This is a genomic window from Escherichia sp. HH26CH (assembly GCF_009820205.1).
In the GTDB taxonomy this organism is placed as follows: domain Bacteria; phylum Pseudomonadota; class Gammaproteobacteria; order Enterobacterales; family Enterobacteriaceae; genus Escherichia; species Escherichia coli_F.
On record NZ_VNXM01000039.1, the window covers coordinates 104747 to 118075 of the forward strand.

At 53.8% G+C, this 13329-nt stretch carries 11 protein-coding genes; 3 read left to right on the forward strand and 8 right to left on the reverse strand.

All coding sequences use genetic code 11. The features are described 5' to 3' along the window. The first annotated feature begins 13 nt into the window (after positions 1 to 13). Both lacY and lacA read left to right on the forward strand, forming a co-directional pair. On the forward strand, positions 14 to 1267 hold the full coding sequence (lacY, locus tag FQ015_RS13350) for a lactose permease (RefSeq protein WP_000291532.1): 1254 nt from the start codon (positions 14 to 16) through the stop codon (positions 1265 to 1267). A 65-nt stretch (positions 1268 to 1332) separates the two neighbouring features. Then, positions 1333 to 1944: a galactoside O-acetyltransferase gene (gene lacA, locus FQ015_RS13355; RefSeq protein WP_039021961.1), complete on the forward strand. Its 612-nt coding sequence runs from the start codon at positions 1333 to 1335 to the stop codon at positions 1942 to 1944. A gap of 102 nt (positions 1945 to 2046) precedes the next feature. On the opposite strand, the gene cynX is transcribed toward lacA, so the two are convergent. From cynX to cynT, 3 genes are read right to left on the reverse strand one after another with little or no spacing between them, the layout of a single operon-like run. After that, positions 2047 to 3228 (reverse strand): cyanate transporter CynX, encoded by a 1182-nt coding sequence (gene cynX, locus FQ015_RS13360; protein WP_160524148.1) that lies wholly within the window; start codon positions 3226 to 3228, stop codon positions 2047 to 2049. 5 nt (positions 3229 to 3233) lie between these two features. Then, positions 3234 to 3704, reverse strand: a complete 471-nt coding sequence (gene cynS / locus FQ015_RS13365; protein ID WP_160524149.1) for a cyanase — start codon at positions 3702 to 3704, stop codon at positions 3234 to 3236. Positions 3705 to 3734: 30 nt separating this feature from the next. After that, a complete protein-coding gene (cynT, locus tag FQ015_RS13370; RefSeq protein ID WP_160524150.1) occupies positions 3735 to 4394 on the reverse strand; it encodes a carbonic anhydrase CynT in 660 nt (219 codons plus the stop codon). Between the two features lie 109 nt (positions 4395 to 4503). Between cynT and cynR the strand changes: the two genes are divergently transcribed. Further along, positions 4504 to 5403 (forward strand): transcriptional regulator CynR, encoded by a 900-nt coding sequence (gene cynR / locus FQ015_RS13375; protein ID WP_160524187.1) that lies wholly within the window; start codon positions 4504 to 4506, stop codon positions 5401 to 5403. 120 nt (positions 5404 to 5523) lie between these two features. Here cynR and codA read toward each other — a convergent pair whose 3' ends face one another. The 5 genes from codA to prpC all read right to left on the reverse strand — a co-directional run bounded on the left by codA (position 5524) and on the right by prpC (position 13153). Continuing rightward, a complete protein-coding gene (codA, locus tag FQ015_RS13380; RefSeq protein ID WP_160524151.1) occupies positions 5524 to 6807 on the reverse strand; it encodes a cytosine/isoguanine deaminase in 1284 nt (427 codons plus the stop codon). Next, the gene (gene codB, locus FQ015_RS13385; RefSeq protein WP_032183393.1) at positions 6797 to 8056 is read right to left on the reverse strand and encodes a cytosine permease; all 1260 of its coding nucleotides are present in this window, start codon (positions 8054 to 8056) and stop codon (positions 6797 to 6799) included. The genes codA and codB overlap by 11 nt, the downstream gene beginning before the upstream one ends. Positions 8057 to 8572: 516 nt before the next feature. Further along, the gene (prpE, locus tag FQ015_RS13390) at positions 8573 to 10459 is read right to left on the reverse strand and encodes a propionate--CoA ligase (protein ID WP_160524152.1); all 1887 of its coding nucleotides are present in this window, start codon (positions 10457 to 10459) and stop codon (positions 8573 to 8575) included. A 39-nt stretch (positions 10460 to 10498) separates the two neighbouring features. After that, on the reverse strand, positions 10499 to 11950 hold the full coding sequence (gene prpD / locus FQ015_RS13395; RefSeq protein WP_160524153.1) for a 2-methylcitrate dehydratase: 1452 nt from the start codon (positions 11948 to 11950) through the stop codon (positions 10499 to 10501). Between the two features lie 33 nt (positions 11951 to 11983). Beyond that, positions 11984 to 13153, reverse strand: a complete 1170-nt coding sequence (prpC, locus tag FQ015_RS13400) for a bifunctional 2-methylcitrate synthase/citrate synthase (RefSeq protein ID WP_001285909.1) — start codon at positions 13151 to 13153, stop codon at positions 11984 to 11986. Positions 13154 to 13329 lie beyond the last annotated feature (176 nt).

Sequence of the window (13329 nt, forward strand, 5' to 3'; positions counted from 1 at the left end):
AAGGAAATCCATTATGTACTATTTAAAAAACACAAACTTTTGGATGTTCGGTTTTTTCTTTTTCTTTTATTTTTTTATCATGGGAGCCTACTTCCCGTTTTTCCCCATTTGGCTACATGACATCAACCATATCAGCAAAAGTGATACGGGTATTATTTTTGCCGCTATTTCTCTGTTCTCGCTATTATTCCAACCGCTGTTTGGTCTGCTTTCTGACAAACTCGGGCTGCGCAAATACCTGCTGTGGATGATTACCGGCATGTTAGTAATGTTTGCGCCGTTCTTTATTTTTATCTTCGGGCCACTGTTACAATACAACATTCTTGTAGGCTCGATTGTTGGTGGCATTTATCTTGGCTTTTGTTTTAACGCCGGAGCGCCAGCAGTAGAAGCATTTATCGAGAAAGTCAGCCGTCGCAGTAATTTCGAATTTGGTCGCGCGCGGATGTTTGGCTGTGTTGGCTGGGCGCTGTGTGCCTCGATTGTCGGCATCATGTTCACCATCAATAATCAGTTTGTTTTCTGGCTGGGTTCTGGCTGTGCACTCATCCTCGCCGTTTTGCTCTTTTTCGCCAAAACGGATGCGCCCTCTTCCGCCACAGTTGCCAATGCGGTAGGTGCCAACCATTCGGCATTTAGCCTTAAGCTGGCGCTGGAACTGTTCAGACAGCCAAAACTGTGGTTTTTGTCACTGTATGTTATTGGCGTTTCCTGCACCTACGATGTTTTTGACCAACAGTTTGCTAATTTCTTTACTTCGTTCTTTGCCACCGGTGAACAGGGTACGCGGGTATTTGGCTACGTAACGACAATGGGCGAATTACTTAACGCCTCGATTATGTTCTTTGCGCCACTGATCATTAATCGCATCGGTGGGAAAAACGCCCTGCTGCTGGCTGGCACTATTATGTCTGTACGTATTATTGGCTCATCATTCGCCACCTCAGCGCTGGAAGTGGTTATTCTGAAAACGCTGCATATGTTTGAAGTACCGTTCCTGCTGGTGGGCTGCTTTAAATATATTACCAGCCAGTTTGAAGTGCGTTTTTCAGCGACGATTTATCTGGTCTGTTTCTGCTTCTTTAAGCAACTGGCGATGATTTTTATGTCTGTACTGGCGGGCAATATGTATGAAAGCATCGGTTTCCAGGGCGCTTATCTGGTGCTGGGTCTGGTGGCGCTGGGCTTCACCTTAATTTCCGTGTTCACGCTTAGCGGCCCCGGCCCGCTTTCCCTGCTGCGTCGTCAGGTGAATGAAGTCGCTTAAGTAATCAATGTCGGATGCGGCGCGAGCGCCTTATCCGACCAACATATCAGGACGGAATGATCGCAATGAACATGCCAATGACAGAAAGAATAAAAGCAGGCAAGCTATTTACCGATATGTGCGAAGGCTTACCGGAAAAAAGACTTCGTGGGAAAACGTTAATGTATGAGTTTAATCACTCGCATCCATCAGAAGTTGAAAAAAGGGAAAGCCTGCTTAAAGAAATGTTTGCCACGGTAGGGGAAAACGCCTGGGTAGAACCACCCGTCTATTTCTCTTACGGCTCCAACATCCATATAGGCCGCAATTTTTATGCAAATTTCAATTTAACCATTGTCGATGACTACACGGTAACGATCGGTGATAACGTACTGATTGCCCCCAACGTTACCATTTCCGTTACGGGACACCCTGTACACCATGAATTAAGAAAAAACGGAGAGATGTACTCTTTTGCGATAACGATTGGTAATAACGTCTGGATCGGCAGCCATGTGGTTATTAATCCAGGCGTCACCATCGGGGATAATTCTGTTATTGGCGCGGGTAGTGTCGTCACAAAAGACATTCCACCAAACGTCGTGGCGGCTGGCGTTCCTTGTCGGGTTATTCGCGAAATAAACGACCGGGATAAGCAATATTATTTCAGAGATTATAAAGTTGAGTCTTCAGTTTAAATTAGCAAAATTGCCTGATGCGCTTCGCTTATCAGGCATACAAATTCAGTGATCTACGTAGGCCGCATCCGGCATGAACAAAGCGCAGGAACAAGCGTCGCATCATGCCTCTTTGACCCACAGCTGCGGAAAACGTGCTGGTGCAAAACGCAGGGTTATGATCATCAGCCCAACGACGCACAGCGCATGAAACGCCCAGTCCATCAGGTAATTGCCACTGATACTACGCAGCACACCAGAAAACCACGGAGCAAGCCCGGCAATGATAAAACCGATCCCCTGCATAAACGCCACCAGTTTGCCAGCAATAGCCGGTTGCGCAGAGTGATCGAGCGCCAGCAGCAAACAGAGCGGAAATGCGCCACCCAGACCTAACCCACACACCATTGCCCACAATACCGGCAATTGCAGCGGCAGCCAGATAAAGCCGCAGAAACCCACCAGTTGTAACGCCAGTGCCAGCATTAATAGTTTGCGCCGATCCTGATGGCGAGCCATAGCTGGCATCAGCAAAGCTCCTGCGGCTTGCCCAAGCGTCATCAATGCCAGCAAGGAACCGCTGTACTGCGCGCTGGCACCAATCTCAATATAGAAGGCGGGTAACCAGGCAATCAGACTGGCGTAACCCCCGTTAATCAGACCGAAGTAAACACCCAGCGTCCAGGCGCGGGGAGTGAAGACTACGCGAACCGGAGTGGTTGTTGTCTTGTGGGAAGATACGACCTCGCGGGAGCTTTGCCACCACCAGGCAAAGAGCGCAATAATGGCAGGCAGCGCCCACCAGGCGAGAGTCTGGAACCAAATCTCGCTGTGTTGAACTAACCAGGGCGTCAGGGCGGCACCAAGTCCACCGCCGCCCATCAGAGCCGCAGACCACAGCCCCATCACCAGTGGCGTGCGCTGCTGAAACCGACGTTTAATCACCGAAGGCATCACCGCCTGAATGATGCCGATCCCCACTCCACCGAGCAGTGCGCTGCTAAGCAGCAGCACACTTTGAGGGTAAAGCTCACGCATCAATGCACCGACGGCAATCAGCAACAAACTGATGGCGACGCTGCGACGTTCGCTGACATGCTGATGAAGCCAGCTTCCGGCCAGCGCCAGCCCGCCCATGGTGACCACCGGCAGAGCCGTCAACAGGGCAGCCACGCTAAAGCTCATTCCGCTCGCCTGGCGCAATTGCGGTAGCAGTGGCCCGACGGAGGTGAGCAGTGGTCGCATATTAAGACCAATCAGCACCAGAACCAGCAGTATCGTGAACGTCTTTTGATGGTCGCGCATGGTTGTCAGAACGGTTTGGTCGGCAGATATTTGCCATCTAAGGTGATGACCGCGCGTTCGCCACCTTCCGGATCCGCCACTTTCTTAACGTCGAGTTTGAAGTTAATCGCGCTGATAATGCCATCGCCAAACTTCTCATGAACCAACGCTTTCAGGGTTGTGCCGTACACCTGCAACATTTCATAGAAACGGTACATCGTTGGGTCGGTTGGAACACGGTCATCAATGCAGCCACGCAGTGGAATCATCTGCAACAGTAAAATGGCGTCTTCGTCGAGCTCCAGCTTCTCCCCGACCAGGCGGGCAGCGTCGGCAGGAAGCGCCTGCTGCCCCAGCAAAGCCGCGGTCACAAAGGCTTCTGCCAGACCGGTGCCGTCGGCAATCTCGGCAAATGAGAGATCTTTTTTAGCTTTGCTGAGCAAAATGGCATCGGCAAGATCAAGACGAATATTGCGGTTAATTTGCGACTGAATCATGGTGAATCTCCTGATGGTTTAAAAATAAGGTTACGCTGCGGTCGGCTGGCGTAGCGGTATGGCACAAACGCAAGGATTAGCTGCCAGTGACACAAACTGGCGGGTTGCGCCGTCAAAGGCTGCGATACTGCCGCTTTCAATGTCGTAGACCCAGCCGTGCAGGGCGATCCGCCCCTCTTCGAGCGCCAGGCGCACCGATGGATGAGTTTGCAAATTAGCCAACTGAGCAATGACGTTTTCACGTACCATCGCCGCAGCTTTTGACGCTAAATCGGAATGCGGGCGCGCCTCATTAACGACGCGGGCTGAATCGGCATAACGCAGCCAGTGGGAAACAGCAGGCATATGGTCCATGCACTGACAGCTGGCAATGGCAGTCATCGCGCCACAGTTGGAATGACCGCAAATCACAATGTCAGATACCCGAAGCGCAGCGACGGCATACTCCACCGAAGCAGAAACGCCACCAGGTTCCGGTCCGTAGGAAGGGACGATATTGCCCGCGTTGCGAATCACGAACAGATCGCCAGGTTCGCGTTGCGTCACCAGCTCAGGGACCAGACGGCTGTCGGAGCAGGAGATAAAAAGTGTGCGCGGGCTTTGCTGTGTCGCCAGCTGTTTAAACAAGGCTTCCCGCTCAGGAAATGCCTCGCGCTGGAATTTAAGGAATCCATCAATAATCTCTTTCACCGTTAACCTCTGTCTGTCTCTGGAATGAGAGGCAGACTACTCGCCGATTGCCATAAGGTTAAAGACTCATTTATGATGAGTTCTATTGGATTTACTTATAGGTTGGCGAATGCTCTCTCGACATATCAATTACTTTCTTGCCGTGGCTGAACATGGCAGCTTCACCCGTGCCGCCAGTGCGTTGCATATCTCCCAACCTGCGCTTTCCCAGCAGATTCGCCAGTTAGAAGAGAGTTTGGGCGTACCGCTGTTTGACCGTAGCGGGCGAACGATTCGTCTCACCGATGCGGGAGAAGTCTGGCGACAGTACGCCAGCCGTGCGTTACAGGAACTGGGGGCGGGTAAACGGGCGATTCATGATGTTGCCGATTTGACGCGAGGATCGCTGCGCATCGCCGTCACCCCCACCTTCACGAGCTACTTTATCGGCCCTTTAATGGCGGATTTCTATGCGCGTTATCCCGGCATCACGCTCCAGCTACAGGAAATGTCACAGGAGAAAATCGAAGATCTGCTTTGCCGCGACGAGCTGGATGTTGGGATTGCCTTCGCGCCGGTGCATTCGCCGGAACTGGAGGCAATACCTTTACTGACAGAAAGTTTAGCGTTAGTCGTGGCGCAACATCATCCACTGGTAGCCCATGAACAGGTGGCGTTGAGTCGCTTGCATGATGAAAAACTGGTACTGCTCAGCGCGGAATTTGCCACCAGAGAGCAAATTGACCACTACTGCGAGAAAGCGGGGCTACATCCACAGGTGGTGATAGAGGCGAACTCAATTAGCGCAGTTCTGGCACTGATTCGCCGCACTTCCCTTTCCACATTGTTGCCAGCAGCGATTGCCACACAACATGACGGGCTTAAAGCTATATCCCTTGCCCCACAGTTACTGGAGAGAACGGCGGTTTTGTTGCGGCGGAAAAATAGCGGGCAGACAGCCGCCGCAAAGGCATTTTTGCAAATGGCGTTGGATGAATGTGCGGTTGTTGGCGGGAATGAATCACGGTAGCCGCTGACACAGGTCAGCGGCTGGAATTGCCTGATGCGCGACGCTTATCAGGCCTACGAGTTCAGTGCAAGGCGTTCACGCCGCATCCGGCATAAACTACGCTCGCTGCAACCCAGCCGATTACCGTTTGTAATCGATGGCTTCCGGCTGCTCCAGATACACGGTGGTTTGTGCCGGTTGCGTGGTGGCAATCACCTTGCCGCCACGTACCGAATAACGTACCGGAACCTGACGGCGCAGCGCATCAAATCCATTTTCAGCCGGCAGGATAATCAGGTTGGCGCTGTTTCCGGCGGCAATGCCGTAATCCTGCAAATTCAACGTCCTGGCGCTATGGTGGGTGATTAAATTCAGGCCGTCGTTAATCTGCCCGTAGCCCATCAACTGACAAACATGCAGCCCCATATGCAGCACTTGCAGCATATTCGCCGTTCCCAGCGGATACCACGGATCGAAGACATCATCGTGACCAAAACAGACGTTAATGCCGGACTCCAGCATCTCTTTAACACGCGTAATACCGCGACGTTTTGGATACGTATCGAAACGCCCTTGTAGATGAATATTGACCAGCGGGTTGGCGACAAAGTTAATACCGGACATTTTCAGCAAACGGAACAGGCGCGAGGTATACGCCCCGTTATAGGAGTGCATTGCCGTGGTGTGGCTGGCGGTGACTCGCGCGCCCATGCCTTCACGGTGAGCCAGGGCGGCAACGGTTTCGACAAAGCGCGACTGTTCGTCATCGATCTCATCACAGTGAACATCGATGAGACGGTCGTATTTTTGCGCCAGGGCGAAGGTTTTATGCAGCGACTCCACGCCATATTCACGGGTAAATTCAAAATGCGGAATCGCCCCCACTACGTCAGCCCCTAAGCGTAACGCCTCTTCCAGTAACGCTTCACCGTTGGGATACGACAAAATCCCTTCCTGCGGGAAGGCGACGATTTGCAGATCAATCCACGGTGCGACTTCCTGCTTCACTTCCAGCATCGCTTTTAGCGCAGTCAGGGTTGCATCCGAAACATCGACATGGGTACGCACATGCTGAATACCGTTGGCAATCTGCCATTTCAGCGTTTGCCAGGCGCGTTGTTTCACATCGTCATGGGTTAATAACGCTTTGCGTTCGGCCCAGCGTTCAATGCCTTCAAACAGCGTGCCGGACTGATTCCAGTTCGGTTGCCCGGCGGTTTGCGTGGTATCCAGGTGAATATGCGGCTCCACAAACGGCGGTAAAACTAAACCTTGCTCGGCATCCAGGCTGTTTTCTGTTACGGGCATCACGCCGGATTGCGCATCAATGGCGCTGATTTTTCCGTCCTGCAGATGAATCTGCCATAGCCCCTCTTTGCCGGGTAACCGGGCGTTAATAATTGTCTGTAAAGCGTTATTCGACACTGTTAGCCTCCACATGCGTCATTGCAGCTGTCGTTTTGCGATTCAAAATCGGGTTAAGGATCAGATAGCTCAGCGCGCCACCTAATACCGCGTTGACCGGAACAATACCCGGTAACCAGTGGCCTGCGGCAATCCCCAGTGCGACCGCCAGAATCGCCACCCAATTGACACTCATCATACGCGTGGTCGCAAAGTGCTCATAGCGGCGACGGTTCATCAGATAGTCGGCGATGATCACGCCACCCACCGGAGGAATAGCAGCCGAAAGGAAGGTTAGCCAGCCGACAAAATTGTTATACAGCCATAGTGCGCAGACCGTGCCGATAACACCGTTGATTACTGAAAGAGTTTTGCTCGACATACCGGTAATATTGGCGAAACCTAAACCCGACGCATAGAGCGCGTTATCGTTGGTGGTCCAGATATTCAACCCCAGCACCACAATCGCGGGCAGCAGCAGGCCCTGAGCAATCATCACATCAGAGATATCCGCCATCCCCAGTGCCGCCGCGCCCGCTGCACCGAAAATAAACATCAACGAGTTGCCGAGGAAAAAGGCCACCATCGCCACCAGCACCGCCAGTTTGGCATTACGACCAAACCGGACAAAGTCAGCGGTGAGCGTGCCCGCACTGATAAATGACCCCACAACCAGCGCCAGTGCGACATTGAAATCTAGCGGTTGTGCGGGAACGACCGCTTTTAATGCCTCCAGGCCGCCCATGCCGTTAACGGCCAGCCATACGGAATAACCGCCAAGGCAGGCAATCGCCGGAACCGCAATCACCGAAAGTACCGTCAGCGCCGAAATGCCAAAGAAGACGGTGACGGTCATCAGTAAACCGGAAACGGCAATCAGCAAATTAATATCCAGCCCGGTTGCCTTGCCCACCGGAATAGCAAACATCGCCACGCCAACACCGAACCAGCCGACCTGAGTGCCGCCCAGCAGCAGTGAAGGCAGCCATGAGCCTTTAACACCAAACGAGAAGCGAGCAAGAAGATGGGTGGTCAGGCCGGTTTTTGCGCCAATGTAACCAAGAAATGAAGTGTAAATACCGAGGAGAAGATTACCGATGAGGACTGCGAGGAAGAAATCATGATAGCTAAGACCGGTTCCGAGAGTGCCGCCGGTCCACATACTGGCGGAAAAGAAGGTTAATCCCAGCATGACGAACGTCAATGCCAATACCCCTTTCCGCGCCGACTGCGGGACTGGCCCCTGGCTAAAGTTGTTATCTTGCGACACGAAATTCCCCCTTTTTGCTGTTTGAAACCCAAAAAATCCGCCGCATTCTATTCATCTGAAGATAAAAAGCAATCGTTTTCGTGGAGGGGATATATTTTTTATATGGATGAATGCGGAAAAGTGGATAAAAACTTATTTGAGAAAAAATGGGTACGCATGATAAGACACGCCTGCCTCGCATCAGGCATCTGCGCACAGTGTCGGATGCGGCGCGTGCGCCTTATCCGACCTACGGTTCAGGCCTGTAGGCATGATAAGACGCGTCAGCGTCGCATCAGGCATCTGCGCACGGTGTCGGATGCGCCGCGTGCGCCTTATCCGACCTACGGTTCAGGCCTGTAGGCATGATAAGACGCGCCTGCGTTGCATCAGGCATCTACGCATAGCTGTCGGATGCGCCGCGTGCGCCTTATCCGACCTGCGGTTCAGGCCTGTAGGCATGATAAGACGCGTCAGCGTCGCATCAGGCATCTGCGCACGGTGTCGGACGCGCCACACGACACATCCGACAATACCTTACTCTTCCATCGCCTGGCGGATCTGATCCAACGACGCAGGATCATCAATGGTCGTCAGATCTCCCGGATCGCGTCCTTCACAAATCGCCTGGATCGTGCGGCGCAGCATTTTTCCGGATCGCGTTTTTGGCAATTGCGAGACAAACCAGACGTGCGCCGGGCGGCCAAAGTTGCCAATCTGGCTGTCCACCAGCGCCATAATCGCCTTCTCTTGCGAATGCGCCACATCACGATCTTCCAGACTGTCGCTCTCTTTCGGAATGACAAACGCCACTGCCACCTGCCCTTTCAGCGCATCTTTCACCCCAACCACCGCCACTTCAGCAACGCCCGGATGACTGGAGATACTCTCTTCAATCTCGCGTGTGCCAAGCCGATGCCCGGCAACATTAATCACATCGTCAGTGCGCCCGAGAATAAAGTGATAACCGTCAGCATCGCGGATGCCCCAGTCAAAGGTGGCGTACACCGGACGGGAAAACAGCGACCAGTACGTCTTCACAAAACGGTCGTCGTCGCCCCAGATGGTTTGAATACACCCCGGCGGCAATGGCCCTTCCACCACCAGCATCCCTTTCTCGTTGACGCCGCACGGTTCGCCGGTGACTTCATTGAGCAACTGCACGTTGTAGCCATACATCGGCACGCCGGGGCTTCCCAGACGTGTCGGCCTGTCGTCCAGACCACGAGCAATCGCCATAATCGGCCAGCCGGATTCAGTCTGCCAGTAGTTGTCGATGACCGGCACATCCAGCGTATTGCTCACCCAACTGGCAGTCGGCTCATCCAGCGGTTCTCCCGCCAGATAGAGCACTTCCAGCGACGAGAGATCGTGTTTGCGAATTTCAGCGGTAGGGAATTTTTTCAGCACGCGAATGGCGGTTGGCGCTGAGAACATCCGGCTAACCTGATATTTCTCGACGATTTTCCACCACACACCGCAGTCAGGATAAGTCGGCAATCCTTCGTAAACGATAGTCGCCATCCCCGCCAGCAGCGGCGCGTAGACGATATACGAATGCCCAACTACCCAGCCGATATCCGACGCACAGAAGAACACACCGCCCGCTTTGCCACCAAAAATGGTGTCCATTGAGGTCGCCAGCGCCACCGCATAACCGCCGACGTCACGCTGTACACCTTTTGGTTTGCCGGTCGTGCCGGAGGTGTAGAGAATGCAGGAGGTTTCGTTGGATTCCAGCCACGCCACCGGCACCCGCGCGCCGATGTGCTGATGGCGCAATGACGCGAAATCGACATCCCGTCCGGTAACGCGCGCCATTTTCGCCAGCCCGCGATCCACCAGCAAAACGTGGCGCGGCTGATGCTGCGCCTGACTTATCGCATCGTCGAGCAATTTTTTATAAGGAATGATTTTGCCACCGCGCGCTCCGGCATCTGCCGAGACAACCAGCACCGGTTTAGCGTCATCAATCCGCGCAGCCACGCTGTGCGAGGCAAATCCACCAAACACTACCGAGTGAATAGCGCCAATGCGCGCGCAGGCCAGCAGGGTAATATGCGCTTCGGCAATCATCGGCATATACACCAGCACCCGATCGCCACGCCGTACGCCCAGCGAGCGCAGCATTGACGCCACCGCGTTCACTTCGTCATGCAACTGGCGAAAGGTAAAGGTGCGCTCTTCTTCTGTTTCCGAAGAGACGGCAATTAATGCCAGCGCCTCTGGCTGTTTCTCCAGCCAGCGGTCGATGGCGTTATGACACAAATTGGTTCGGCCTTCACAAAACCAACGGGCAAACGGCGGATTGCTGTGATCGAGCGTTTGCGTAAAGGGCGTCTGCCAGTCAATACGCCGGGCCTGCTCGGCCCAGAATTGCTCCGGTTCGTTAATCGAACGCTGATAAAATTCGCTAAAAGACATAATGCTCTCCTGTTGAACTTACGCCTTACCGCCGTTTACTTAAATGACGTACAGGTCGAGATACTCATTGACCGGCATCTGTTCCAGGCGAGCTCTGTCGAGAGAAACGTCCAGAATGCGCTGCTGCTGTCGAGTCGGGAACTGGCGCGCGAGATTGATTTTGAATTTATCCACCAGCTTCGGAATGCCATCCTGACGGCGGCGAGCATGACCAATTGGGTACTCCACCACCACTTCTTCAAATCGCGTACCGTCGGTAAACTCAAGGGTAATGGCATTGGCGATGGCGCGTTTTTCCGGGTCGTGGTAGTCAGCGGTAAATGCCGGATCTTCAAAGCAATTGATCTTCTCGCGCAGGGCGTCGATGCGTTTATCTTGCGCGACGTTGTCTTCGTAATCTGCTGCCGTTAAGCGCCCGAACAGCAGTGGGATCGCCACCATATACTGAATGCAGTGGTCGCGGTCAGCCGGGTTATTGAGCGGCCCTTTTTTGTCGATGATGCGAATACAGGCTTCGTGGGTGCGAATGGTCACTTTTTCGATATCTGCCGCCGTTTTGCCTGCTGCCTGCATCTGTTCATAGAGCGTCATCGCCGCTTCAACTGCCGTCTGGGAGTGGAACTCCGCCGGGAAGGAGATTTTGAACAGCACATTCTCCATGACGTAAGAACCGTACGGACGCTGGAAGCGGAACGATTCACCTTTAAAGGAGACGTCGTAGAAGCCCCATACCGGCGCGGTCAGGGCTGACGGGTAACCCATTTCGCCCGTTTTCGCCATCAGTGCCAGACGTACCGCGCGGGAAGTGGCATCGCCCGCCGCCCAGGATTTACGCGTGCCGGTGTTCGGCGCATGGCGATAGGTGCGCAGCGACTGTCCGTCTACCCATGCCAGCGAAATGGCGTTGAGAATTTCCTCGCGGGTCAGGCCAAGCATTTCGGCGACCACGGCGGTGGAAGCCACTTTCACTAACAGAACGTGGTCAAGGCCGACGCGATTAAAGGAGTTTTCCAGCGCGATGCAGCCCTGAATTTCATGGGCTTTAATCATTGCGGTCAGCACCTGTTTCATGGTCAACGGCGCTTTGCCGCTGGCGACCGCGTTGCGTGAAAGCCAGTCTGCCGTTGCCAGAATGCCGCCGAGGTTGTCGGAAGGATGGCCCCACTCCGCCGCCAGCCAGGTATCGTTGAAATCGAGCCAGCGAATCATCGCGCCGATGTTAAATGCCGCCTGGACGGGATCGAGCTGGAACTGGGTTCCGGGGACGCGTACGCCGTTAGGTACGACGGTGCCGGGGACAATTGGCCCCAGCAGTTTTTTACAGGCCGGGTATTCGAGAGCTTCCAGACCGCAGCCAAGGGTGTCGAGCAGGCAGTAATGGGCGGTGTCGTAGGCCACTCTGGAGCTGATTTCGTAGTTCATGACGTAATCGACAATATCAATAATTTCGCGGTCGAATTCCGGGCGGATGTTGTTGATTTGAGCTGACATTGGGTACGTTTCCTTCTTGTTATTCGTAGAGGTTTACTGGCGCTTATCCAGCGCGACAAACTGGCGGTCTTCAGGGCCAACATAATTGGCGGAAGGACGGATAATTTTGTTGTCCTGACGTTGTTCGATAATGTGCGCCGCCCAGCCGGTGACGCGGGCGATAACAAACAGTGGCGTGAACATCTCGGTGGGAACGCCCATCATGTTGTAGGAAACAGCGGAGAACCAGTCGAGATTGGGGAACATCTTTTTGCTCTCCCACATCACCGTTTCCAGACGATCGGCGATGTTGTACATCTTCAGCGAGCCGCCTTCCTGCGAGAGCTGCTTCGCCACACGTTTGATCACCTGATGACGCGGGTCGGCGATGGTATAAACCGGATGCCCAAAACCAATGACCACTTCTTTGTTTTCAACCCGCTTGCGGATATCGGCTTCGGCTTCGTCCGGCGTTTCGTAGCGTTGCTGGATCTCCAGCGACACTTCATTCGCCCCGCCGTGTTTCGGCCCGCGCAGTGCGCCAATCGCGCCGATAATCGCTGAATACATGTCAGAGCCGGTGCCCGCAATCACCCGGCTGGTAAAGGTGGAGGCGTTAAACTCGTGTTCGGCGTACAGCACCAGCGAAATATGCATCGCCTTTTCCCAGCTTTGCGACGGCTTTTCGCCGTGCAGCAAATGCAGGAAGTGACCGCCGATGGAATCGTCATCGGTTTCCGGCTGGATGCGTTCGCCGTTGTGGCTGTAGTGATACCAGTAGAGAAGAATCGAGCTCAGCGACGCTAATAATTTGTCGGCAATATCCCGCGCGCCAGAGACGGTATGCCCCTCTTTTTCTGGCAGCGTGCAGCCGAGCGCGGAAACGCCGGTGCGCATAACATCCATCGGGTGTGACGCCGCCGGTAAGGCTTCCAGCACGGTACGCACGTTAGCCGGTAAACCGCGCAGGGCTTTCAGTTTTGTTTTGTAGGCGGCGAGTTCGTCACGGGTCGGCAGTTTGCCGTGGATCAGCAGATGCGCCACTTCTTCAAATTCGCAATGTTCCGCCAGATCAAGAATATCGTAGCCACGGTAATGCAGGTCATTGCCACTTTTACCCACGGTGCAGAGCGCCGTATTGCCCGCAGGAACGCCAGAAAGTGCCACAGATTTTTTCGGTTTAATGACATGGGTACTGTTTTGCAGGATCGTTGTGTCGCTCATGTTGTCCTCGTCATTGTTATCATTTGTAGGGTCGAGAATGTTGTCGGATGCGACGCTATGCGTCTTATCCGACCTACAGTTCAGTTCATCCCGTAGGCCTGATAAGCCGCGTCAGCGACGCATCAGGCATCGGTTGTCGGATGCGACGTCATGCGTCTTATCCGACCTACAGTTCA

What these genes read in the sequence shown, in the direction of transcription:
- lacY (WP_000291532.1), top strand. Translation starts at nt 14, where the DNA reads ATGTACTATTTAAAAAACACAAACTTTTGGATGTTCGGTTTTTTCTTT.
- lacA (WP_039021961.1), top strand. Translation starts at nt 1,333, where the DNA reads ATGAACATGCCAATGACAGAAAGAATAAAAGCAGGCAAGCTATTTACC.
- cynX (WP_160524148.1), bottom strand. Translation starts at nt 3,228, where the DNA reads ATGCGCGACCATCAAAAGACGTTCACGATACTGCTGGTTCTGGTGCTG.
- cynS (WP_160524149.1), bottom strand. Translation starts at nt 3,704, where the DNA reads ATGATTCAGTCGCAAATTAACCGCAATATTCGTCTTGATCTTGCCGAT.
- cynR (WP_160524187.1), top strand. Translation starts at nt 4,504, where the DNA reads ATGCTCTCTCGACATATCAATTACTTTCTTGCCGTGGCTGAACATGGC.
- prpE (WP_160524152.1), bottom strand. Translation starts at nt 10,459, where the DNA reads ATGTCTTTTAGCGAATTTTATCAGCGTTCGATTAACGAACCGGAGCAA.
- prpD (WP_160524153.1), bottom strand. Translation starts at nt 11,950, where the DNA reads ATGTCAGCTCAAATCAACAACATCCGCCCGGAATTCGACCGCGAAATT.
- prpC (WP_001285909.1), bottom strand. Translation starts at nt 13,153, where the DNA reads ATGAGCGACACAACGATCCTGCAAAACAGTACCCATGTCATTAAACCG.